This is a genomic window from Pedobacter panaciterrae, from assembly GCF_013204795.1.
Classification (GTDB): Bacteria; Bacteroidota; Bacteroidia; order Sphingobacteriales; family Sphingobacteriaceae; genus Pedobacter; species Pedobacter panaciterrae.
In genome coordinates this window covers 572,010-593,963 of the sequence record NZ_JABMKW010000020.1, presented here as the reverse complement: position 1 = coordinate 593,963, position 21,954 = coordinate 572,010, and the positions used below count along the sequence as shown (strand labels likewise).

At 38.6% G+C, this 21,954-nt stretch carries 23 protein-coding genes; 15 read left to right on the top strand and 8 right to left on the bottom strand.

Translation table 11 applies throughout. From position 1 onward, the window contains the following. Positions 1 to 4 precede the first annotated feature (4 nt). From HQN86_RS21455 to HQN86_RS21420, 8 genes are all read left to right on the top strand, one after another. Positions 5 to 907: an HlyD family secretion protein gene (locus HQN86_RS21455; RefSeq protein WP_172662927.1), complete on the top strand. Its 903-nt coding sequence runs from the start codon at positions 5 to 7 to the stop codon at positions 905 to 907. Continuing rightward, positions 904 to 1,824: an ABC transporter ATP-binding protein gene (locus HQN86_RS21450; RefSeq protein ID WP_172662926.1), complete on the top strand. Its 921-nt coding sequence runs from the start codon at positions 904 to 906 to the stop codon at positions 1,822 to 1,824. Before HQN86_RS21455 ends, HQN86_RS21450 begins: the two co-directional genes overlap by 4 nt. A 2-nt stretch (positions 1,825 to 1,826) precedes the next feature. Next, a complete protein-coding gene (locus HQN86_RS21445; RefSeq protein ID WP_172662925.1) occupies positions 1,827 to 2,564 on the top strand; it encodes an ABC transporter ATP-binding protein in 738 nt (245 codons plus the stop codon). Between the two features lie 12 nt (positions 2,565 to 2,576). Next, complete coding sequence (locus HQN86_RS21440) at positions 2,577 to 3,683, top strand: ABC transporter permease (protein WP_172662924.1); 1,107 nt, start codon at positions 2,577 to 2,579, stop codon at positions 3,681 to 3,683. Next, positions 3,680 to 4,798 carry an ABC transporter permease gene (locus tag HQN86_RS21435; protein ID WP_172662923.1) on the top strand — a complete coding sequence of 373 codons (1,119 nt, stop codon included), beginning with the start codon at positions 3,680 to 3,682 and terminating at the stop codon, positions 4,796 to 4,798. The genes HQN86_RS21440 and HQN86_RS21435 overlap by 4 nt, the downstream gene beginning before the upstream one ends. 83 nt (positions 4,799 to 4,881) lie before the next feature. Continuing rightward, positions 4,882 to 5,283: a hypothetical protein gene (locus HQN86_RS21430; protein WP_172662922.1), complete on the top strand. Its 402-nt coding sequence runs from the start codon at positions 4,882 to 4,884 to the stop codon at positions 5,281 to 5,283. A 233-nt stretch (positions 5,284 to 5,516) separates the two neighbouring features. Beyond that, positions 5,517 to 6,290, top strand: a complete 774-nt coding sequence (locus HQN86_RS21425) for a pseudouridylate synthase (protein ID WP_172662921.1) — start codon at positions 5,517 to 5,519, stop codon at positions 6,288 to 6,290. A gap of 107 nt (positions 6,291 to 6,397) precedes the next feature. Continuing rightward, on the top strand, positions 6,398 to 7,642 hold the full coding sequence (locus tag HQN86_RS21420; RefSeq protein ID WP_246269705.1) for a BamA/TamA family outer membrane protein: 1,245 nt from the start codon (positions 6,398 to 6,400) through the stop codon (positions 7,640 to 7,642). Positions 7,643 to 7,744: 102 nt separating this feature from the next. On the opposite strand, the gene HQN86_RS21415 is transcribed toward HQN86_RS21420, so the two are convergent. Next, positions 7,745 to 8,719, bottom strand: a complete 975-nt coding sequence (locus HQN86_RS21415; protein WP_172662920.1) for a 3-keto-disaccharide hydrolase — start codon at positions 8,717 to 8,719, stop codon at positions 7,745 to 7,747. A 168-nt stretch (positions 8,720 to 8,887) separates the two neighbouring features. On the opposite strand from HQN86_RS21415, the gene HQN86_RS21410 reads away from it, so the two are divergent. Both HQN86_RS21410 and HQN86_RS21405 read left to right on the top strand, forming a co-directional pair. Further along, entirely contained in the window at positions 8,888 to 9,601 is a 714-nt protein-coding gene (locus tag HQN86_RS21410; RefSeq protein ID WP_172662919.1) for a 2OG-Fe(II) oxygenase, read from the top strand. 72 nt (positions 9,602 to 9,673) lie between these two features. Then, positions 9,674 to 10,258 carry an O-methyltransferase gene (locus tag HQN86_RS21405; protein ID WP_288879329.1) on the top strand — a complete coding sequence of 195 codons (585 nt, stop codon included), beginning with the start codon at positions 9,674 to 9,676 and terminating at the stop codon, positions 10,256 to 10,258. Positions 10,259 to 10,260: 2 nt separating this feature from the next. Here the strand turns inward: HQN86_RS21405 and HQN86_RS21400 are convergent, their stop codons facing one another. Together HQN86_RS21400 and HQN86_RS21395 are read right to left on the bottom strand one after the other, a co-directional pair. Then, positions 10,261 to 10,812 (bottom strand): DUF1572 family protein, encoded by a 552-nt coding sequence (locus tag HQN86_RS21400; protein ID WP_172662917.1) that lies wholly within the window; start codon positions 10,810 to 10,812, stop codon positions 10,261 to 10,263. Positions 10,813 to 10,830: 18 nt separating this feature from the next. Further along, positions 10,831 to 11,670 (bottom strand): isocitrate lyase/PEP mutase family protein, encoded by an 840-nt coding sequence (locus HQN86_RS21395; protein WP_172662916.1) that lies wholly within the window; start codon positions 11,668 to 11,670, stop codon positions 10,831 to 10,833. Between the two features lie 100 nt (positions 11,671 to 11,770). Between HQN86_RS21395 and HQN86_RS21390 the strand changes: the two genes are divergently transcribed. Continuing rightward, positions 11,771 to 12,322: a fasciclin domain-containing protein gene (locus HQN86_RS21390; protein WP_172662915.1), complete on the top strand. Its 552-nt coding sequence runs from the start codon at positions 11,771 to 11,773 to the stop codon at positions 12,320 to 12,322. A 64-nt stretch (positions 12,323 to 12,386) separates the two neighbouring features. Here HQN86_RS21390 and HQN86_RS21385 read toward each other — a convergent pair whose 3' ends face one another. Then, on the bottom strand, positions 12,387 to 12,941 hold the full coding sequence (locus tag HQN86_RS21385) for a GNAT family N-acetyltransferase (protein WP_172662914.1): 555 nt from the start codon (positions 12,939 to 12,941) through the stop codon (positions 12,387 to 12,389). A 98-nt stretch (positions 12,942 to 13,039) separates the two neighbouring features. Here HQN86_RS21385 and HQN86_RS21380 point away from each other — a divergent pair, with 98 nt between their 5' ends. Continuing rightward, complete coding sequence (locus HQN86_RS21380) at positions 13,040 to 14,299, top strand: glycoside hydrolase family 27 protein (protein ID WP_216854482.1); 1,260 nt, start codon at positions 13,040 to 13,042, stop codon at positions 14,297 to 14,299. Positions 14,300 to 14,376: 77 nt separating this feature from the next. Here HQN86_RS21380 and HQN86_RS21375 read toward each other — a convergent pair whose 3' ends face one another. Continuing rightward, complete coding sequence (locus HQN86_RS21375) at positions 14,377 to 15,243, bottom strand: DUF6515 family protein (protein WP_216854481.1); 867 nt, start codon at positions 15,241 to 15,243, stop codon at positions 14,377 to 14,379. Between the two features lie 122 nt (positions 15,244 to 15,365). Continuing rightward, positions 15,366 to 16,745 (bottom strand): Gfo/Idh/MocA family protein, encoded by a 1,380-nt coding sequence (locus HQN86_RS21370; protein WP_216854480.1) that lies wholly within the window; start codon positions 16,743 to 16,745, stop codon positions 15,366 to 15,368. 122 nt (positions 16,746 to 16,867) lie between these two features. Between HQN86_RS21370 and HQN86_RS21365 the strand changes: the two genes are divergently transcribed. After that, the gene (locus HQN86_RS21365) at positions 16,868 to 18,472 is read left to right on the top strand and encodes a Na+/H+ antiporter (protein ID WP_172662913.1); all 1,605 of its coding nucleotides are present in this window, start codon (positions 16,868 to 16,870) and stop codon (positions 18,470 to 18,472) included. Positions 18,473 to 18,482: 10 nt separating this feature from the next. Here the strand turns inward: HQN86_RS21365 and HQN86_RS21360 are convergent, their stop codons facing one another. Then, complete coding sequence (locus tag HQN86_RS21360) at positions 18,483 to 19,169, bottom strand: FAD-binding oxidoreductase (protein ID WP_172662912.1); 687 nt, start codon at positions 19,167 to 19,169, stop codon at positions 18,483 to 18,485. 180 nt (positions 19,170 to 19,349) lie between these two features. On the opposite strand from HQN86_RS21360, the gene efp reads away from it, so the two are divergent. Both efp and HQN86_RS26920 read left to right on the top strand, forming a co-directional pair. Then, positions 19,350 to 19,910, top strand: a complete 561-nt coding sequence (gene efp / locus HQN86_RS21355; protein WP_048905497.1) for an elongation factor P — start codon at positions 19,350 to 19,352, stop codon at positions 19,908 to 19,910. Positions 19,911 to 20,323: 413 nt separating this feature from the next. Next, on the top strand, positions 20,324 to 21,109 hold the full coding sequence (locus tag HQN86_RS26920; protein WP_246269704.1) for a response regulator transcription factor: 786 nt from the start codon (positions 20,324 to 20,326) through the stop codon (positions 21,107 to 21,109). A gap of 13 nt (positions 21,110 to 21,122) precedes the next feature. Here the strand turns inward: HQN86_RS26920 and HQN86_RS21345 are convergent, their stop codons facing one another. Then, positions 21,123 to 21,944: an immunity 49 family protein gene (locus HQN86_RS21345; RefSeq protein ID WP_172662910.1), complete on the bottom strand. Its 822-nt coding sequence runs from the start codon at positions 21,942 to 21,944 to the stop codon at positions 21,123 to 21,125. Positions 21,945 to 21,954 lie beyond the last annotated feature (10 nt).

Sequence of the window (21,954 nt, the reverse complement as noted above, 5' to 3'; positions counted from 1 at the left end):
AATCATGAAGAAAATAGCATTTGCAATAACTACCGCTTTGTTTTTGATGTCTTGTGGGCAAAAGGAACAAGTCTATGATGCTTCGGGCACTTTCGAAGCTGTAGAAACCATCGTATCTGCTGAGGCAACCGGAACCATTAAGACCCTGAATCTTGCAGAGGGGCAGGTACTTAAGGCAGGCGAAACGATAGGCTATATTGATACTACTCAACTATACTTAAAAAAGAAACAACTGCGAGCCCAGATTAATGTTGTACTAGGTAAAAAGCCTGATGTACCAGCTCAGATAGCCGCATACCAGGAACAACTAAAGCAAGCAAACAGAGAACAGCAAAGAATTACCAATCTTTTAAAGGCCGATGCTGCAACACCAAAACAATTGGACGACGCCAATGCTCAGATTGCAATTATTAAAAAACAGATAGCTGCTCAGAGATCTTCTCTGAATATTACCTCGACAAGTTTAAATCAAGAAACACTTCCATTGAATGTACAGATTGATCAGTTAAACGATCAACTTTTAAAGAGTAAAATTATAAACGAAACAGCAGGCACTGTACTGGTCAAATATGTTGAAGTAAATGAAATGGCTTCAATAGGCAAACCTTTGTACAAAATCAGCGATTTGTCGTCCATCATTTTAAGAGCTTACATTACTGGCAATCAGTTGCCAGCTATTAAACTTGGGCAAAAAGTTGAGGTATTGGTTGATTTAGCAGACGGAAAATATAAAACTTACGAGGGTATTATAGAATGGATTAGCGATAAAGCAGAATTCACTCCTAAAACCATACAAACCAAAGACGAGCGGGCCAATCTGGTATATGCAATTAAGGTAAAGCTAAAAAATGATGGCTATTTAAAAATAGGCATGTACGGAGAGATTATTTTATCTAAAAAAATATGAGCAGCGCCTTTGCCATCGAGGTAAACGAGCTCCGTAAAACCTACGGTAAAGAGCAGCTAGTTGCTGTCGATGATGTTTCTTTCCATGTAAATAAGGGAGAACTGTTTGGCCTTATTGGTCCTGATGGCGCAGGTAAAACCAGTATTTTCAGGATGCTGACTACCCTGCTACTTCCTGAAAAAGGAACGGCAAAGATAGACGGTTATGATGTAGTTGCCGACTATAAACAGATTAGAAAAACAATTGGTTATATGCCTGGCAGATTTTCACTCTACCCGGACCTGACCATCGAAGAAAACCTTCGCTTTTTTGCTACTGTATTTGGCACTACCATCGCTCAGAATTATCATCTGATCGAAGATATCTACGTCCAGATCCAACCCTTCAAAAACAGAAGGGCGGGGAAACTCTCAGGTGGAATGAAACAAAAACTAGCATTATGTTGTGCTCTTATCCACAAACCAACCGTATTGTTTCTGGATGAGCCAACAACTGGAGTAGATCCGGTGTCAAGAAAAGAATTTTGGGAGATGCTGAAAAGGCTTAAAGCGCAAGATATTACCATTCTGGTATCAACCCCGTATATGGACGAGGCTACTTTGTGCGACCGCATCGCCCTGATCCAGAACGGGAAAATATTATCTATCAACACCCCTCAAAATATGATTCAGCAATATCCGGAGCAACTATATGCAATCAAAGCAGATCAGATGTATGAACTGATTAAAGCACTTAGAAAATACCCTGAGGTAATGGATTGTTATGCCTTTGGCGAGTATGCCCATGTTTCCTTTAATGGTTCTTTTGAGGATAATAAGCTGAAGACCTACCTGAAAGCTGAAGGTTTAACTCAGATTGAAATTAAGCCTGTACCACCAACCATCGAAGATTATTTCATCAAATTATTGAAGAACTAGCTATGGAATATGTAATAAAAACGGATAGGCTGACCAAGCGCTTTGGAGATTTCACAGCAACAAATGAAATTACTTTTGAAGTAGAAAAGGGCGAAATATTTGGTTTTCTGGGTGCTAACGGTGCCGGTAAAACAACTGCCATGCGCATGCTATGCGGCTTATCTATACCCAGTTCTGGTACAGCCACAGTAGCAGGTTTTGATGTATATAAGCAAACAGAAGAAATTAAAAGGAATATAGGCTACATGAGTCAGAGGTTCTCTTTGTATGAAGATCTCACCGTGCAGGAAAACATCAGGTTTTTTGGAGGAATCTATGGGTTAAGCAATCGGGAAATTAAAACAAAAAGTGAAGACTTACTGGAACAGCTAGAACTTAAAAACGAAGCTAAAAAATTAGTAGCCTCCCTGCCCTTGGGCTGGAAACAGAAGCTTTCCTTTTCAGTTGCGGTTTTACACCAACCAAAAATTGTATTTCTGGACGAACCAACCGGAGGAGTTGATCCGGTAACAAGAAGACAATTCTGGGACCTGATCTACGAGGCATCTGCAAAAGGAATTACCATTTTTGTGACCACTCATTATATGGATGAAGCTGAGTATTGTAACCGCATATCTATTATGGTAGACGGAAAAATAGAAGCGCTTGATACCCCGGCTAATTTAAAAAGTCAATTTAAAGCAAGCTCAATGGACCAGGTTTTTTATCATCTGGCCAGAGGTGCAAAACGTAGCGATTAGAATAATAAGGCAATGGAACAGTTTATCAACTTTGTAAAAAAGGAATTTGCCCATGTTTGGAGGGACAAAAAGACCTTGCTAATTCTATTTGGAATGCCGGTTATCCAGATTCTTATTTTTGGATTCGCACTAACCAACGAGGTTAAAAACTCTGAGATCATTGTTATGGATCAGGCCAAAGACCAGGCCTCACAACAAATCAGCAGCAGGATAGCTGCCAGCAGGTACTTCGATATTCAAAACAGCGTGATGAACAATAAGCAAATGGAAGCGGCATTTAAAAAAGGAAAAATTAAGATGGCCATCGTTTTTCCGGCAGGATTTAATGAAGCCCTACTCCATCAGCGCAAGGCACAGATCCAGATTCTTGCCGATGCTTCTGATCCTAATACTGCCAGTATGCTTACAAATTATGTTTCTTCAATTATTCAGGACTATCAAAATTCAATTGATAAAGCAGCAGCTATACCCTACTTGATAGTTCCCGAAGTAAGGATGTTGTACAATCCGCAACTAAAGGGTGCACATAATTTTGTTCCGGGTGTGATGGCCCTGGTACTAATGCTGGTGTGTGTAATGATGACGGCTATTTCAATTGTAAAAGAAAAAGAAACAGGAACCATGGAAATTTTACTGGTTTCACCGTTTAGTCCGCTTTTGGTTATCCTTTCTAAAGCAGTACCATACCTTTTTCTATCGCTCATAAATGTAGCTTCCATCCTACTGTTGAGTGTTTATGTGCTCGATTTGCCAGTTAACGGAAGTGTGGCCCTGCTTTTTGTAGAAAGCACCTTGTTTATCATCACCTGCCTAAGCCTGGGCATATTCATCTCTGTAAAAACAGATTCCCAGCAAATGGCCATGTTAATCTCTCTGATGGGAATGTTTTTACCAACAGTGCTTTTCAGTGGTTTTATGTTTCCTATAGAAAACATGCCTTACCCATTGCAATTGATCTCTAATCTGGTTCCTGCAAAATGGTTCTATTTAATTGTGAAGTCCATTATGATCAAAGGATTAGGATTTTCGGCCATTTGGAAAGAAACGTTAATTCTGGGTGGTATTACCCTTGGTTTATTAGTAGTGAGTTTAAAAAGTTTTAAAATCAGACTGGCATGAGAACGATCCGTTTTTTACTCGAAAAAGAATTCAGACAGATATTTCGCAACAAGGCTATACTGTTACTGATCATCATAATGCCGGTTATGCAACTGATAATTCTGCCGCTTGCTGCAAATTATGAAGTAAAGAACATCAATCTTGCTGTAGTAGATCATGATCATTCCAGCTATTCCCAAAAACTGATCTCTAAAATTACCGCCTCTGGATACTTTAAACTTACCGGATATAATGCCTCTTTTAAAGAAGGAATGAAACTGATCGAAGCGGACAAGGCCGATCTGATTCTGGAAATTCCGCATGGATTTGAGCGCAACCTTGTCCGCGAAAACCACCAACAGCTATTTATTGTCGTAAATGCCATAAACGGAGTGAAGGCAAATCTTGGAGGAGCATATCTTGGGTCTATCATAAGAGACTTTAATAACGATATAAGACTGCAATTGCTGCCGGTTTCAAAGTTTAGCGGCGCTGCAGTTATCGAGATCAGCTCATCCAATCTGTTTAATCCTTTAATGAAGTACAAATTTTTTATGGTTCCCGGTATTTTGGCTATACTGGTTACCATGATTGGAGGTTTTCTATCGGCACTAAACATTGTGAAAGAAAAAGAGTTTGGTACTATTGAACAGATCAATGTAAGTCCAATAAGAAAACATCATTTTATATTGGGAAAACTCATCCCCTTTTGGGTACTTGGAAATGTGGTGTTTACGCTAGGGCTCCTAGTATCGTGGTTAATTTATGGTATTGAACCTCTCGGAAATTTGCTAGTGCTGTATCTCTTTGCATCTGTTTTCTTGCTGGCCATTTTGGGTTTCGGACTTTTGATTTCAACCTTTTGTGATACCCAGCAGCAAGCTATGTTTATCATGTTTTTTTTCATGATGATCTTTATTCTGATGGGTGGCTTATTCACCTCTATAGACAGTATGCCCGATTGGGCAAAAATAGTTTCGAGGTTCAATCCGGTTAGTTACCTGATAGAAGTAATGCGAATGGTTATCCTTAAAGGTAGTGGGTTAAGAGACATATTGCCTCAACTAGGTACTGTTGGTGTTTTTGCCATTGTACTGAATGCCTGGGCGGTATGGAACTATAAGAAAAGAAACTAAATGAATGATTAAAAAAATTGTTTAAACAAATACATGGCTGTTTTGTTCAGCTAACATGAAATCGTCATTCTTTAAATATTTTTATGAATACTCACGAATATTGGTTGTTTATACTTGCAATTCCTGTGGCCTGCATCTCATGGACGGTAACAAAGGAAGAAGTTTTTAGAGAGATAAGAGAGTACTTTGTTGAAAAATCAAAAACGGCTAGCCATATTCTGAAAAGAAAGCTGTTTTACATGCTTACCTGCGAGTATTGCTTTAGTCATTATGTTACGCTCTTTTTACTTGTTCTTACTAAGTATACGCTGCTGTATCCAGGGTTTACAGGTTATCTTATATCTGGATTCTCTATTGTTTGGGTTGCTAATATCTATATGAGCTTGTATAACCTGATCCGTGTTGACCTCAAAAAAGAAAAAATAATAGCCCAAAAAGAAGCAGACAGCGTTAAAGAATCATATGAGGTACGGGATCAAACTTGATCTGGCACAAAATATTATGGGAAATTATTTTATAAGGTTTTAAATAAAATTGTTTGATATTTGCGTCAAATTTTTTAAAAATAGAGTGTATTATTAAGCGATCTATTCCATCTTTCTAGTCCGGGATCCTGACCACGAAGTAGCTGCGAAGCAAAACAAATTCAGGATGACGACCGCCTAAAACAAAAACACCAAACAATGCAAAAACGCCCAGTAATGCAAAACATCCAATAATGCCAAATCTAATTGATGAAAATTCAGTATTCTGCCCTTTCGAGGAATCTGCAGAAATCAATGCACTTGCCGATGGACTTAGCTTTTCTTTAGAAAGTGAATTACATCCGCTTTGTCTTTTGGCGGCAAGTAAACTGCAGTTTCATCTAGCGCATCAACAAGAATGGGCACATAATTTTGGTTTGCTTACCGGTGCCGAAGGAATGGTAATTGGAAAGATGTTTGGTGTATTAATAGTTAGAACCGAGGAAGGCAAACTAGGATATTTGGCTGCGTTTTCGGGTAAACTGGCCGGCAGAAATTATCATGCTAAATTTGTGCCGCCAATATTTGATGGTTTGGAACCGGGTGGCTTTGTAAATGCAGGGATGGAAAAACTTACTCAGATTAACGAGAAAATCAGTTACCTGGAATCATTTAAAGACGAGGCTCATACCAAAGAAATCCTGCTTTTAAAAGCGCTAAGAAAAGATCATTCTAATGAATTACAAAGTCGAATCTTTGAGCAATACCATTTTTTAAACAAAGCTGGAGAATCCAAAAGCTTAATTAAAGCTTTTGAACATACCGCTTCGGGCAAACCGCCAGCAGGTGCCGGAGAATGTGCTGCACCTAAATTATTACAATATGCTTTTGCTAATGGAATGGAACCACTCGCTTTGGCAGAATTTTGGTGGGGGTTGTCTCCTAAATCGGCAAATTGGAAACACGGGCACTTTTATGCCCCATGTATCGAAAAATGTGGACCAATACTGGCCCATATGCTTAATTAATAGATACGTTGTTTATTTTTCGTTTAGCATTAAACATAATAGATTGTAAGTTCTTATCACATTTAAACAGAAAGAAAATTAAAAGTTCATTAAAAATAAAGATAGTATTGCTGAGCTCATTTATGGGCGTTCAGGCATATAGTTATGGACAAACTAAACCTTTGTCTGATTCACTTAAAATCGACACGACAGTAAAGCAATACGATATTGGCGATTTAGGTCGTAGTATTTTTAGTCCGGGTAAACCACCCAAGCCAACTCAAAATAAATCGGGCCTTACACCTATGCCAAGTATTGCCTATAATCCAAGTATTGGGGCTCAAATTGGACTTAAAGCAGTTGTAGGTAAGGTATTGGGGCAAGAACCTAATACATTAATGTCAGTAGCGGCAACATCAGCTTCCATTACAACCAAGGGCATCATTTATTTTTACCTGAGTCACAATGTTTACACGCCGGGTAACAGGTGGAACTTACAAGGAAGTTTGGTTGCTGCCAAAACAGTTACTCCTGATTTTGGATTGGGGATTGGCAAGGTATCAACTGGAACTGAAGAGGAACTGATATTGTCTAATCCTGAGCGTAAAGGCTATGCAATTCATGGGGAATATTATAATTTCCGTGAAAAAGTATATAAGCAAATTATGGATCGCCTTTTTATAGGAGCTGGTGCATCATTCGAAATCCGCAGAAAACTGGAAGATCCAAATAATCCAAATGGCTCAACGCCGTATCATATTTATAATCAGATACATGGTTTTGATAAAGATCATTACATGGCTAATGGATTTTTATTAAACTTACAGTACACCACGCGGGATAATCAGAACCGGGCCTATAAAGGAATATATGCAGACGTTGGGATTCGTGCAAATCAAAGCTGGATAGGAAGTACAAAGAATGCGGTACAGGTAACTACTGATTTTAGAAAATACTGGAGCCTTTCGGCCAGAAATCCGGAACATGTAATCGCACTCTGGAATTGGGGATCTTATCTAGTAAGTGGTACACTGCCCTATCTGGAACTTCCAGGGACTGGAAAAGATGCAAATTTTAGAAGTGGCAGAGGGTATACTATCGGTTATTTTAAAGGCACTCAGTATTGTTATTCAGAGATAGAATACCGCTTCCCTATCACAAGGAATGATTTTATAAGTGGTGTTACTTTCTTTAATATTCAAACTGCCAATGACCTATCTGGCACTAAGCTGTTTCAGCAATGGCAACCTGCTGGCGGGGCTGGTTTGCGTGTATTGTTTAATAAGGCAACACGAACCAATCTCTGTTTAGACTACGCCTTTGGTAATTTTGGTGCAAAGGGATTTTTTCTCGGTTTAAACGAGGTGTTTTAATATAGTAGCTTAGTTCTTCTCCGGCTCATCTTCCAGTGTTCCTCCGGTCATCTTCTGGATCTAGACTTGAAGCAGAATTAAGCTACTATATAAAAACTGATTCTATTTTGAAGGAGTAATCACTATCTTTTTAAATTCAATTGGGCCATGATCTCCTTGGATATAGATTGGTCCCGGTTCACCTTCATTGCTATCTAATGCGCCGCCAGTAATTCCCGGGATTTCCTGATTAGTAATCACAGTTTTTCCATTAACAACTACTGTAACCATTCTGCCTATTAAAGTAATATCAAAAGTTTGCCATGTATTAGGTCCTAATGCATTGATCTCGCTAGGTGTTAGGAATCCGTAAATGCCACTAAACAGCACACTTGATGGATGTTGGTCTTTAGGGCTATCTTCTATTTGAACCTCATGTCTGCCCCTTAAGTACACACCGCTATTGCTTCCTTTTTGGTATCTAAACTCAACATGCAATTTAAAGTCGGTAAATTTTTGATCAGAAATTAGGTTAGCACCTGATTTTGGACTGGTTAAAACACCATCTTTTACTATCCATTGGTTTTCTCCCATTGCTTTCCAACCGGCCAAATCCTTCCCGTTAAACAGGTTAATGGTTTTACCCCAAACCGGAGCAGCGGTTCTTTTTAAATATGGAGCCTTTACTCCTTTCCAATTGTATTTTTTGCCTTCGTTTGTGGTAATTGTTCCTTGAATTGTGCCTCCGGTTACTTCACCTTCAATAACAAAATCCTGACCTCCATCTTCCCATTGAGGAGGAATAGTGAAACTGAACTTACCATTGTCGAAATTTACCTTTGCTATCGGACGAGCGCTTCCACTAGGACCAACATAATAGCCTACCAATGTTTTTAAACCTGATAGTTTTACTTCTAGCCATGATGGTGCTGATTTCCCGTTTTCATCAATAGTGATATCCCAACGGCCAATTAAATCTTTAGAACTTACTTTTGTTTGAGCGCTAACAGGCATATTTTTTCCTGATGCCAAAAGAGATTCAGCAGAACCCAGCATCAACAAACAACTCATACCAAATACAAAGAGATTTTTACGCATAATTTTCTTTTAATAACATTAATACTATTTATTTTAAAGTTAGCTGAAAAACTTAAGCTTTTAAAACATCGTGATTATTCCTGTATAAACTCAAGGCTTAGCCAGAAAGCAAGAATCGGGTTGATTATGTTTGATTTTACCAATTAATTTGCCTTTAAATACTAAAATATGAGATCGATAACTGACCGAATAGCCGAAATTAACTGGCCTAAAATAAAAGTTGAACTACATGATAAAGGGTTTGTTGTGATAAAAAATATACTAACAAAGGCTGAATGTGAGAATTTGATTGAAGATTATAATGCTGATGATACTTATCGGAAAACGGTAAATATGGAACGGTACCGATTCGGTTTAGGAGAGTATAAATATTTCAGTTACCCTATGCCCGCAATTATAACTGAATTACGGGAGAACATATATCCGCAAATTGCTCCTGTGGCGAATAGCTGGATGGAAGAATTGAAGTTAAATACCCGTTTCCCTCTTGCCCATTATGAGCTTAAACAAATATGCCATGATCATGGGCAAACCAAACCAACGGTGCTGATATTAAAATATGGGGAGGGTGGATTTAATACGCTTCATCAGGATTTATATGGAGAGATTTATTTTCCAATGCAAATGGTGCTTATGCTCGATCAAGCAGACGAGGATTATAAAGGCGGTGAATTTGTGATTACGGAACAAATTCCGCGGGCGCAATCAAAGGCAAATGTATTAAAACCCGATCTTGGAGATATGGTTATTTTTACAACTAATTTTAGACCTGTAAAGGGAAACAAAGGGTATTACAGGGTAAACATGAAACATGGGGTAAGTCCGCTGCATAGTGGAAACAGACATAGTCTTGGTATCATTTTTCACGATGCGTTAAGTTAGGTGTGTTTTAAAACTAAACAAGTACTATCTTCACAAAGTTAATTAATGAGTATACCCATAAACCAAATATTTGTGATAGAACAAATTAAACAGACTTATCCAGATGCTTATTTAGCTATAGACGAAGCAACAAAGAATACCGAATTTTCAATGGCATCTGATGTATTAACTTGCTCTTTATTAAGAACATTAGCTGGTACAAAGCCTGGCGGCAGATTTTTAGAACTGGGAACCGGAACAGGCTTGTCAACCTCATGGATTCTTGACGGGATGGACAAGGAAGCTACCTTAATCTCCATTGATAATGATCCTAATTATTTATCTGTAGCATCGCGTTTTCTTGCCGAGGATAACAGGCTTGGCTTGGAATGTATTGATGGTGGTGAATGGGTTGAGCAGAATAAAGACCTGAAGTTTGATTATATCTTCGCTGATACATGGCACGGGAAATACTTAATGCTTGATGAGGTGATTAACATGTTAAATCCGGGTGCATTTTACATTATTGATGATATGTTGCCGCAGCCAAACTGGCCTGAGGGCCATCAGGAAAAAGCAATTAAGCTAATAGAAGATTTAGAAAAAAGGAATGACCTGCTTATAACCAAGCAATGCTGGGCAACAGGAATTGTTATTGCAACTAAAAAAGATAATTAATTTTAAAGATCATCAGTAAAATGGCGTTTCTCTTTTTCATTTGAGAACTTTCGTGCATTGTAATCTGCCGATTTGTTTCTGGCAATAGATAAGGTTTTCCACTCTTCATTTTTTCTCATTTTGGCTATAAAAACAATCTGGCCAATATGATAAGGATAATGAGCAAGTTGTCTGTTAATTGCTTCGGTAACAGTGTGCCCATCATTTCTGATATAGATTATCGCATTTAGGTCATCATCGTCAAGCTGATTAATGGCATTTAGCAGGCAATCCCACCCTTTATTCCAAAGCTTTATTAATTCTTCCTTGCTTGTTATTTTAGACTCAAATTCATTATCCCTGTTTCGCCATGGCTTTTCTCCATCTGAAGTTAAAAAGTCTGTGAATCGGGATAACATATTTCCTGACAGGTGATTAACTATGGTTGAAATGCTATTGCTTTCTTCATTGCATTGCCAGAACAGGTCTTGCTCTTGCAGTTGCTCCATTGCTTTCTCTCCGAGTTGCTTATAGTAAAGAAATTGTTTCTTTACACTTTCCAGATAATTGTCCATTCTTTTTAAGTTCTCTTCTTAGTTGCTAAACAGCTTATTAAGATCAGCATATGGTTTTGCATCATCAGCAAAGCTGAATGTTCCTTTTTGAAGTATTTCTTCAACTGCTTTAAAAAAACCACCGTAGGCAGCTCTAACTAAAGAAGAGCCCATACTTACACGTTTTACACCCATATCTTCCAGCATATTAAGCGAAAAATTGTCTCCGGCCAATCCCATAATTACATTTACAGGCTTAGGAGAAACTGCTTTTACAACTGTTTCTATTTCTTCTTTAGTTTTTAAACCTGGTGCAAACAAAACATCGGCACCTGCATCTGCATAGGCAACAAGCCTTTTAATGGTATCTTTAAGATCAGGGCGCCCGTGTATCAGGTTCTCTGCCCTGGCTGTTAGTGTGAAAGGATAAGGTTGGCTGCGTGCAGCTTCAACTGCGGCTTTTATACGATCAACAGAAAGTTCAAAAGGATAAATGGGGTCGTTAGGATCCCCGGTGGCATCTTCAATAGAACCTCCAGACAATCCGGTATTTGCAGCAAGTCTGATGGTTTGTGCACACTTTAAAGGATCGTCGCCAAATCCATTCTCTAAGTCGGCGGATACAGGCAAATCTGTTACATTAATAATACTTTGTACGTTCTGTAAAGTTTGCTCGCGAGTAATAGCGGCATGGCCATCTGGCTTTGCAAGCGAATAAGCAAGACCAGCACTTGTTGTTGCAAGTGCTTTAAATCCTAACGTTTCTAATATTCTTGCCGATCCTGCATCCCATGGATTGGGAATTACAAATATACCGGCTCGTTGATGTAAGGCTCTAAACTCTTCAGCTCTGCATTGAAATGAATTTTCTGTTCTCATACTGGTACTGTAAAATGCTCGTGCATAAATTTAATTATTTTATATCACGAAAACCAAACCTGTCTTGATTTGCGTAAGTGTTATCAAATCAAAATCTAAAATGAAAAGAGTAATTCAATCTGTATTTGCCATAATAGTTATGGCATTTTCGACACAAGTTTATGCGCAAAAAAATCCAATGGTTGGCGGTGCGGATATGTATTCGACTAAAGATATTGTTGACAATGCGGTTAATTCAAAAGACCACACCACACTGGTAGCTGCGGTTAAAGCAGCAGGATTGGTAGAAACATTAAAAAGTGCAGGGCCCTTTACCGTATTTGCGCCAACAAATGCAGCTTTTGATAAATTACCAGCAGGAACAGTTGAAACGCTGGTAAAACCTGAAAGCAAAGATGTGTTAACCAGGATATTAACTTATCATGTGGTTGCTGGTAAAATGGATTCTAAAGCAATAGCAAAAGCCATTAAGGATGGTAATGGTAAAGCTGAACTGACTACCGTTCAGGGAGGCAAGTTGTGGGCCTGGATGGATGGCAAGAAATTAGTTCTTAAAGACGAAAAAGGTGGAATGAGTACTGTTACTATTGCAGATGTTTATCAGAAAAATGGAGTTATCCATGTTGTTGATACGGTATTAATGCCGAATTAAGATATATCAGTTTAACTTCGACGAGAAAAACGCCCATACTAGCATGTGAGGCGTTTTTTTATTGTCAGACTGCGCATTGCATATGATAATAAGTACCTCCCATAAATTGCCTTTCGTCCGCGATCTTAAAGCCTAAATTTGTATAGAGTCTTTCGGCATTAGGATTATCCTTACTCACCAATAGCCCTGCTTTAGTGTGTTTTGAGTTAGTCAGCTGCCCTACCATAGCGTTGATTAACTTTTTGCCAATACCTTGCCCCTGTTTGTTTGCGGCAACACTAATACAGTCGATATAGAACTCACCCGGTTGTGTTTCATCTTCAGGGATATCCTTAAAGTTATATGATGATGCAATATAATTCAGGAAAGGTGACCTGAGCAGGTTGAGGTCTGCCCCATCGTAGCCACTAATAGCTCCACAGATACCCGATTCATCTTCATATACAAGCATATTTTCGTAGCTGTACTGATTGCCACGCAAGCCCGCAAAATGCTCAAATAGAGGTATAGCCTTTAAAGGATCCGATTGGCCAACAAACTTTGATGCCGGATCTTCCATTGCATGAATAATTAATCTTGCTATTTGAGGTGCATCTGTGGCTAAAGCTTGTCTTATCATTTCATAAAATTAAATATTTTTTTGTGCTAAATTCTAGTAAGAGCATCTATATTTGGTAGCATTGTTTTTAAGCTAAACAGAATAAACCAAACACAGAAATGAATAATAAAATAATTGCAGGTTCCTTGGTTATTGCATTTTGGCTAAGTACATTTTCAGGAATTGCTCAGGTAAATTTCAATGATAAACCTGAACTGGCGGCTACTCCTCCTATGGGATGGATGACATGGAACTACTTCGCAGATAAGATAAATGAAAAAGATATTAAGGAAATGGCCAATGCAATGGTAAGTTCAGGAATGGTGAAAGCAGGCTACAATTACCTGATGATAGACGATGGATGGCAAGGCGGCAGAGATAACCGTAATCAAATTATTGCCGACCCCTTGAAATTCCCATCTGGTGTAAAGTCACTGGCTGATTATGTGCATGAAAAAGGAATTAAATTGGGTATTTATTCTGATGCGGCGCAGTTAACCTGCGCGGGTTATACAGCGAGTTTGAATTTTGAGGAGCAGGATGCTAAAACATTTGCTTCGTGGGGTATTGATTACCTTAAATATGATTATTGTGATGCGCCTGCAGATTCTGCAACTGCTGTTGTAAGGTATAAAAAAATGGCTGATGCATTAAGGAATAGCGGTAGGGAAATTGCGCTAGGTATTTGCGAATGGGGTAATAGAAAACCATGGCTTTGGGCAAAAAATGCCGGAGGGCAATTATGGCGTACTACTGCCGATGTGCGTGATAAATGGGCTGCATTAAAACCATGGAAAGATCCTAATGATTTACATAGTATAGGTGCCGGGATAATGGATATTGTTGATGTAAATGCTGATCTGGCTCAATATGCTGGTCCGGGTGGATGGAATGATTTTGATATGCTTGTAATAGGCTTAAATGGTAAAAAAGGACCCTCGGGCGACTTAGGTGGTAAAGGTTGCTCAGAGACTGAATATCAAAGTCAAATGAGTTTGTGGAGTATAATGACCGCTCCTTTGGTAGCTACTAATGATTTACGTATTATGAGTGAGGCAACTAAAAGAATTTTGCTGAATGAAGACGTTATTGCTATAAATCAGGATGCGCTTGGTAAACAAGCAGAACGTAAGATTAATAAAGGCAATTGGAATGTTTTTGTGAAGCCGCTTAAAAATGGTGATTATGCTATTGCTATTTTGAATCGCGGAGCATCTGCTGAGTCCCTTAGTTTGAATTGGAAGGATTTAGGGTTGGATGGTTCTTATAAAATCAATGATCTATGGTTGCATAAGGCTGTGGGTAATGGCAAAAAATGGAGTGGCAGGGTATTGAGTCATGAAACTAAGTTGTTTAGGCTGAGTAGTACTGATAAATAAAACAAACAAGGCCGATATCATTATCGGCCTTGTTTGTACTCCGGTCATCCTGAAATAAATTCAAGATGACGACTGCTTTAGTTACCAATTCCTATAACTTTATAAGTGATGTTATCGCCGTCCACTATTTTCTCGTAATAAACACCTTCTTCAGAAACGTAATATTGTGCTCCTTTGATCATCACATCTCTTGTACCTTCTGGCAACTGATTTACAACATCTCCTACCTGAGGTAAGTTGCTGGTGTCGTCTGTAACAGCACCATTGTCGGTATCTAATACACCATCTTTACCTGCCACCACATAAACAGTTTTACCATCAGCATCCACAGTTGTGCTGTAATAAACCCCTTTATATTCGTAATAGGTTTGGCCATTAATAGTGATCTGTTTTGCTTCAGAAGGAATGCTTGGTACCTGAGCACCTACCGGAGGCACAACTACTTTATATCCCTCGTCGTACTGTCTGTAAAAGAATCCTCCTGAATAGTAGAATTGATCTGCACCAAAATAGAATGGGTAATAACCATAAGGCAATACGCTTAAACTGATGCCTAAAAATGGTCTATAGTAATTATAATAGTATCCGTAGTAAGGTCTGCGATAAGAATAACCTGGTCTGTAGTGGTAACCTGGTCTGTAACCATAGCCTGGCCTGTTGCCATAGCCAGGCCTGTAGCCATAACCAGGTCTATTGGCCGGACGACTTGGTCTGTAATCAGGACGCGATCCACTGCCTATTGATGGCCTTGACGGTCTTGTGCCGCCAGATATATTTCCTTGAGACGGTCTTGATGGTCTGCTTCCCCCACCCGCTGATACATGACTACCACCACCACCACTGCCACGAGAAGATCTTTGTGCTAAAACGTTGTTAGTTGTTAATCCACTGATCAGGATTATAGACCCAGCTATAATTAATGATTTGAAATTCAAGGTTTTCATAATATATTATATCTATATATAACCATAAGACATAATATAAACGAAAAGGATTATTTCTTATTAATCAATTGCTTTAAACTGACAAATTAATGATAATCCAATTCGTTTTCTCCCCCCTCTAATTAAAATTCGCCTTCGATCTCCCATCCTTTTCGGTATTTCCTTCTGATGTATTTATTAGCTTCAGGATAGTTTGGAAACTTCATGTTCTCAGCATCCCATTGCAGCAACTGATCGGGTACACGAATAGCAACGGTACCCAGTAATATAGCCTCGGTCATGGGACCCGACTGTGCAAAATGCGATTCCGTTTTTTCTCCACCCAGGGAGGCATTTACAAAATGGTGATAGTGGTTCCGGCCTTCGATTTTACGCACCTCTTTGTCCTTAAATTTATCTTCCGGCAGCAATATCGGCTTTTCTCCGCCATGCGGGATCAGCAAAGCGCCATCGGTACCGACCAGCAGGGCACATTCTTCGGGATATTTGCCGGCAGTATATAATTTACGGACGTCCTCTGGCGGAAACATCTCACCGTCAAACCATTCAAGGGTCAGCTTTTCAGATTCAGTAAAGGAATTTCCGGGAAAAACCCAGGTGATGTGATCGGCCCATGGCCAGTTCTCTTTTCTTTTGTCAGGCGAATTTTTCCAGCCCTGATGAACTTCCGCCTGTACAGATACCGGGGCTTTTAGTCCTAGCCCCTTCCAGACTGCATCAAAGATATGGCACCCAATATCTCCTGACCATCCTGTTCCGAAATCTTGCCATGACCTCCATTTGGCCTGGTGATAAATGCCCGGGGCGTAAGGTCTTACCGGTCCCGTACCCAGCCAGAGGTCCCAGCTTAAGTTTGCGGGCGGGTTTTGTGCAGGCTGAGGTTCTACCATCCTGAATTCTACTGCACCAGATCTGTTTGAGCATAAATAAGCATGTTTGATCTTGCCAATTGCTCCATCTTTGATCAGCTGCACTGCAGTACGGTCACATGCTGATGAAGCGATCTGGGTACCCAGTTGAGTGGTTACTCCTGCTTTGATAGCAGCTTTAGTAAGAGATCTTACTTCAGCCACATCATGGCAAAGTGGTTTTTGGCAATAAACATGTTTGCCTGCCTTGATCGCTTTGTAGGCAATAGAGAAGTGCATGTGATCTGGCACCGAGACATTTACGGAGTCAATGTTTTTTCCTTCCTTCTTTAACAATTCCCGCCAGTCTGCATAGGTCCTGACTCCCGGAATACCTTCAGCTGCCTTTTTTAGGATATCAGCATCAACATCACAAATGGCTACGATCTCTACATCTGGGTGCGACTTAAAATTTGACAGATCATAGCCACCCATCCCACCTACGCCGATACAGGCATGCCTGAGCTTGCCAGCCGGAGCTTTTGCCGAAGCGGTAAAAGCATTCAGTAAAAATGATGGCACTATGGCTACGGCAGCAGCAGACATCAAGAAATTTCTACGGGAAACCTGTGGTTTTTGTTCATTTGTGTCCATAAGAGGTATATTTGGTTTAAGCTACTGTCTGGTTACTAGTAGCTTAATAACAAATATAAAAGAAAAACTCACACTTGTATACACAAGTTGAAAAAGAATTTTTTGCTATCTTTATTTCCTCTATGATACATCAAAATCTCCTTTTAATTCTTGCGTTATTTTTTGCCATGGCGTTACTTTACCTGTTAAGTCAACGCTGGAAAATTTCTTATCCTATTTTCCTGGTAATAGGAGGTTTAGCAATTAGTTTTATTCCCGGGGTACCATCAATAAGTGTACATCCAGATATTGTATTTCTTATTTTTCTTCCACCACTTTTATTTGAGGCCGCGTGGTATACTTCCTGGAATGATTTCTGGAAATGGAAAAGATCAATCTTTTTGTTGGGTTTTGGATTGGTGTTAATTACCTCGTTGGCCATTGCTTACTTTTCTGTAAATATTATACCGGGATTTACACTTGCATTTGGTTTCCTGCTTGGAGGAATTATTTCTCCTCCTGATGCCGTTGCTGCAACTTCTGTATTGAAAGGTTTAAATATGCCCAAGAGAGGCTTAACCATTTTAGAGGGCGAAAGTTTGGTTAACGATGCCGCTTCTTTAACTGTATTCCGGTTTGCAATTGCTGCTATTCTTACAGGGCAATTTGTTTTGCAGGAGGCAGTGACTGACTTTTTTGTGTTAGCACTTATGGGGGTAGTTGTGGGGCTTTTTATTGCTCATATTTTGTATTTTGTATTGAGGTATTGGGCTAAATCGTCGAGCATTACTACCCCTATCACATTAATTGCTCCGTATCTGATGTATATTGTTGCAGAAGAGTTTCATTGGTCTGGTGTTTTAGCAGTAGTAAGCGGCGGTTTGTTTCTTTCATTCCGCTCCAACGATTTCCTTAATTATCATACACGTTTACAGGCCAAAGAAGTATGGGCTACAGCAGGCTTTTTATTAAATGGTTTTGTCTTTATTTTGATTGGGCTGGAATTACCTGTTATTGTTGAAGGTTTGGAAGATTATTCTATGGAAGAGGCCATTAAATATGGACTTCTCATTAGCGCCATAGTAATTGTTGTTAGAATCATTCTGGTATATGTGGCTGGATTTATCCCGAGATTTATAAGTGCAAAAATCAGAAAGAAAGAAAAGAGTCCGGGTTTAAAGCTGCCTTTTATCATTGGATGGGCTGGAATGCGTGGCGTTGTCTCTCTTGCATCAGCACTCGCAATTCCCTTAACTTTAGATACGGGCGAAGCTTTCCCTCATCGCAATATGATTCTGTTTATCACATTTATTGTAATACTTGTTACGTTAATTTTTCAGGGATTAACATTGCCTTTGTTCCTGAAGTGGCTAAAGATTGAAGAGATAGATGAGGGGGTACCAGAAGAAGATCAGATTGAATCAATACGTTTGCAACTTGCCAGGGAGTGCGTTGAGCATCTTGATGAAAAATATAGTAATGAGATGAGCCAGTTTGAAACAATTGCCAGAATTAAAGAGCAGTTGGAACGGAGCATCAGGGCAACTGAGCGTACATTGCTTGAGCAAACGCAAAAGGAAGAAGTTGGCTCAGTGAGGAAACTCTATAGAAAGATCATGCTTGAGTTGGTTACACTAAGGAGAGCTGGCCTTAAAAGACTCAAAGCTACTAAGCAATATGATCATGAAGTGCTGCGCGATATGGAGGATAACCTTGATCTTGAAGAGGCAAGGTTAAACAAACACTAGTTGAGTTGTATTATTCTTCTATAACTATGTGAGATTTATCCACTCCAAGATTTTTAAGATTATCGACCATTGCTGCGGTAAATGCACCTGGCCCACATATGTAATACCACTTTTCTCGATTACCAATGTATTTTTTTAGAAGATTCTGGTCAATTATCCCACTTTGTGTTTTCGGGTCTAACGGATCTTTTAATACATCAATATAATTGTCCCCAAGCAAATATTTTAACTCGGTTTTGTGTATGATATCGCTCTCATTATGGTTGGCAAATAATAGTTTGTTTCCCTGCAGTGAGCCATCAAGTTTAAGTTGTCTGAGTATTGCTAAAAATGGAGTGATACCTGCGCCACCTGCAATAAATACACCTGAACCTTTGTAATTTATGGTTCCAAATACATCATGGATGATTAATTCATCTGTTGGATTTAGAGAAGAGAGTTTGTTTGTTAAACCATCATGGTCTTTATAAATCTTGATGGTGAACTCAAGGTATTCTGCCTGGTTAAGAGAGGTAAAAGTAAATGGACCAACCATAGATTTTAGTGCTGGTTTGTTAATAGCTACATCGGTAGCCTGACCGGGCATAAAAGTATAATTGGCTGGTTTTTCGACGGTAAACCGCTTTACATTATGCGTGACGTTTTCAACGCTCAATATTTTAACAATGTGTTGATTTGTGTTAACAGGCTCTTCCATAGCTACGGTTGTTTACTTGTGTTGGAGATGCGTCAACTTTAAAGCATCTAAAATTATGCTGTTTTATGATCAAGATAAAAAGAATTTGAGATCATTTTGCATTAAATCCTTTAATTATTAAGGCATATAAATACGCAAAAAGCATATATATTTGGGCTCAAATTTTAGAAATACATTTTTATGGCAAAGGCATCCGAAATTAAAGTGGGAAATATTTTACGTTTCAATAACGAACTGGTAACAGTTATAGAGTTCTTACACCGTACACCTGGCAAAGGTGGCGCTTTTTACTTAGGTAAATTTCGTAATATTAAAACTGGAAGAATTGTTGAAGCACGTTTAGGAACTGATGAGCAGGTTGAAATTTGTCGTGTTGAGACTAATGATTTCCAATATTTATATGAAGAGGGAGATTATTTTGTGGTAATGGATAATGTTAGTTTTGAACAGTTTAATGTACCTAAGTCACTATTCGGACCATCGGCAAAGTTTATTAAGGAAGGAATGGATGTAATTGTTTCTTTTGAAAGTGAAGAGCCAATAATGGCTCAGGCTCCAAACTTTGTAGAACTGGAAATTACATATGCTGAGCCAGCCGTTAAAGGCGATACCTCTTCTGGAGCCTTGAAGTATGCTACTACTGAAAATGGAGTAGAGCTGAAGGTGCCTCTGTTTGTGAACCAAGGTGATAAGATAAAGGTGGATACACGCACCGGAGAATACGTTGAACGCGTAAAATAAGATTCAAAAGTTTTTCATTACAAGCGGCTTACAATGGCCTCATTCGATATTCGATTTAACGCAGAGATGTGCTGATCGAATATCGATTTTACTAATTTCCGCTCAAAAAACCATTCAAATACTCATAACCTGTATTTGATAACTAAGGTGCTCCATTCACATGTTTTTCTGGAAATAATAGCGATCTATATTCTAATTTTAGAGCATAATCTAATCGCCTATTTGCTATGAAAAATCTAAAATCCAAGAACAACAGGAAACCGTCTGACCCTGATCTTATTTAAGTACGCCTTAAATTGACATTGTCATCTTTGTTACCCTAAATTTTATCTGCCAACACGGATTACTCCGTATGCCTTTGCAGGTAGTATTTAATAGATAATTAATTGATTTCTCTACTAAACGAAGCTGATATGAAAGATCCTAAAACATCATCATACTTTGATTTTTTAAAACACTCGCGAAATAGGCTTGGTGTGCAATTTTCAGAAGCAGAAAGGATACTTCTGCACTTTGATAGTGAATCATTGAATAATAATTTTTTTCCTTCAATTTATTATGTAAGTGATTATATCGAAAACTCCAACTGTTTCAGACCATCTCGTACAAGCCATTTTTTAGGATATTCTTATGAATTTTTATTAAAGGCGGACTTTCTATTCCTAAATAGAATCAGAAACCGGGAGGATATGAAAATTTTTGATGAGCAAATATTCCCAGATCAAATGGCTTTTCTAGCCAATCGTAAGCAGGAAAAAGATGTGAAATATACTTTCACTACAAACTTTCGAATAAAAAATGGCGATGACTCATGGTCATCAGTAGTACAGTGTACGCACTATCTTTTTAATGAGTATTATAGAATGCCGATAGCTTCTGTTAATTCACTTACTGACCTAACCTATTTTAAAAATGATTCGAAAATTAATCATTTAATAGAAAGGCACGAGGCTGGTGGTGAGAAATCAGTGATTGAGAACAAGTCTTATTTCCTGCAGAAAACAGAAGATATACTTAGTAAACGGGAAATTGATGTTTTGAAATTAGCAAGTCAGGGAATGGGAAGTAAAGAGATTGCAGACCAGCTTCATATCAGTATCAATACCATTAATAATCACAGGAGAAATATGCTCATGAGGTCAAAATGTAAAAACTTCCTGCAGCTTGTAGATATCGCGGTTAAAAACGGCGTGCTTTAAGTTAAAATAAGCTCTAGTTATCTATTAAATATTGCAGCAAGTAATCTGATGTGTGTTTTATATTTAGATCATAATCCTTTGCCATAACTGTTAAGGCCGTAATGGGTAAGGAAATTAATCCATTGGGGATATTCATCTGTTCCTTGCTCCAATATTTTTTGTACAATTCCAATGCGCTTAATAGTGTCTCATTGAAATCTTTCTCATCGTTCATGAAAATTGGAGTAAACATATCTATCACAGGGCCATCAATAAACAAAGCGTATTCATATGTTGGCTCTGGCATTTTATCTTTTTTTATTTCATTTGCTGCGGCCAAAAGATTTTGTCCGTGAGGTTCTCCTTTAACGAATAAGCGTTGTAGAAATTTGGCAAATAATAGACTATAGGCCCCTCCTTTGGTTCTTTTCTTTTGATTAACAAAATCTAAATCAATAGCACAAAATGCATGTACAATTTGCATTTTTCGTCGGGCCAGGGCGGCCATATAGCCTGTTATCCAGTTTTGCTCAGAAACGGAATAATCTACATCCTCAGGTAAAATCTGGTGCTTAGTCCCTGTTAAATTAATTTCAATTGACTTACCTATGTTTGTGGCGATTTGATATTTCGCTAATGATGCATCTATAAATAGATCCAAGTAAAATAGCTGCTTATCAACTGGGTATTGTAAGGAAGCAGAATAGCAAAGGTTTTCGAGAGATAACCTTTCAAGTCCCCTTATAACCAAGTGGTTATTACTTAGTTCCTTAAGGTATAAATTGATGTTCTTGTCGTTGAGTATTACATTGTTTTCAACAATTTCCTTATTAAACGAATGTCTTGTTATGTGCATGATTTAATAA

Excerpts from the sequence above, each read along its gene's own strand:
- HQN86_RS21410 (WP_172662919.1), top strand. The coding sequence starts at position 8,888 with ATGAGATCGATAACTGACCGAATAGCCGAAATTAACTGGCCTAAAATA.
- HQN86_RS21455 (WP_172662927.1), top strand. The coding sequence starts at position 5 with ATGAAGAAAATAGCATTTGCAATAACTACCGCTTTGTTTTTGATGTCT.
- HQN86_RS21365 (WP_172662913.1), top strand. The coding sequence starts at position 16,868 with ATGATACATCAAAATCTCCTTTTAATTCTTGCGTTATTTTTTGCCATG.
- HQN86_RS21380 (WP_216854482.1), top strand. The coding sequence starts at position 13,040 with ATGAATAATAAAATAATTGCAGGTTCCTTGGTTATTGCATTTTGGCTA.
- efp (WP_048905497.1), top strand. The coding sequence starts at position 19,350 with ATGGCAAAGGCATCCGAAATTAAAGTGGGAAATATTTTACGTTTCAAT.
- HQN86_RS21395 (WP_172662916.1), bottom strand. The coding sequence starts at position 11,670 with ATGAGAACAGAAAATTCATTTCAATGCAGAGCTGAAGAGTTTAGAGCC.
- HQN86_RS21445 (WP_172662925.1), top strand. The coding sequence starts at position 1,827 with ATGGAATATGTAATAAAAACGGATAGGCTGACCAAGCGCTTTGGAGAT.
- HQN86_RS21425 (WP_172662921.1), top strand. The coding sequence starts at position 5,517 with ATGCCAAATCTAATTGATGAAAATTCAGTATTCTGCCCTTTCGAGGAA.
- HQN86_RS21385 (WP_172662914.1), bottom strand. The coding sequence starts at position 12,941 with ATGATAAGACAAGCTTTAGCCACAGATGCACCTCAAATAGCAAGATTA.
- HQN86_RS21430 (WP_172662922.1), top strand. The coding sequence starts at position 4,882 with ATGAATACTCACGAATATTGGTTGTTTATACTTGCAATTCCTGTGGCC.
- HQN86_RS21375 (WP_216854481.1), bottom strand. The coding sequence starts at position 15,243 with ATGAAAACCTTGAATTTCAAATCATTAATTATAGCTGGGTCTATAATC.
- HQN86_RS21435 (WP_172662923.1), top strand. The coding sequence starts at position 3,680 with ATGAGAACGATCCGTTTTTTACTCGAAAAAGAATTCAGACAGATATTT.
- HQN86_RS21370 (WP_216854480.1), bottom strand. The coding sequence starts at position 16,745 with ATGGACACAAATGAACAAAAACCACAGGTTTCCCGTAGAAATTTCTTG.
- HQN86_RS21390 (WP_172662915.1), top strand. The coding sequence starts at position 11,771 with ATGAAAAGAGTAATTCAATCTGTATTTGCCATAATAGTTATGGCATTT.
- HQN86_RS21360 (WP_172662912.1), bottom strand. The coding sequence starts at position 19,169 with ATGGAAGAGCCTGTTAACACAAATCAACACATTGTTAAAATATTGAGC.
- HQN86_RS21440 (WP_172662924.1), top strand. The coding sequence starts at position 2,577 with ATGGAACAGTTTATCAACTTTGTAAAAAAGGAATTTGCCCATGTTTGG.
- HQN86_RS21450 (WP_172662926.1), top strand. The coding sequence starts at position 904 with ATGAGCAGCGCCTTTGCCATCGAGGTAAACGAGCTCCGTAAAACCTAC.
- HQN86_RS21415 (WP_172662920.1), bottom strand. The coding sequence starts at position 8,719 with ATGCGTAAAAATCTCTTTGTATTTGGTATGAGTTGTTTGTTGATGCTG.
- HQN86_RS26920 (WP_246269704.1), top strand. The coding sequence starts at position 20,324 with ATGAAAGATCCTAAAACATCATCATACTTTGATTTTTTAAAACACTCG.
- HQN86_RS21400 (WP_172662917.1), bottom strand. The coding sequence starts at position 10,812 with ATGGACAATTATCTGGAAAGTGTAAAGAAACAATTTCTTTACTATAAG.
- HQN86_RS21345 (WP_172662910.1), bottom strand. The coding sequence starts at position 21,944 with ATGCACATAACAAGACATTCGTTTAATAAGGAAATTGTTGAAAACAAT.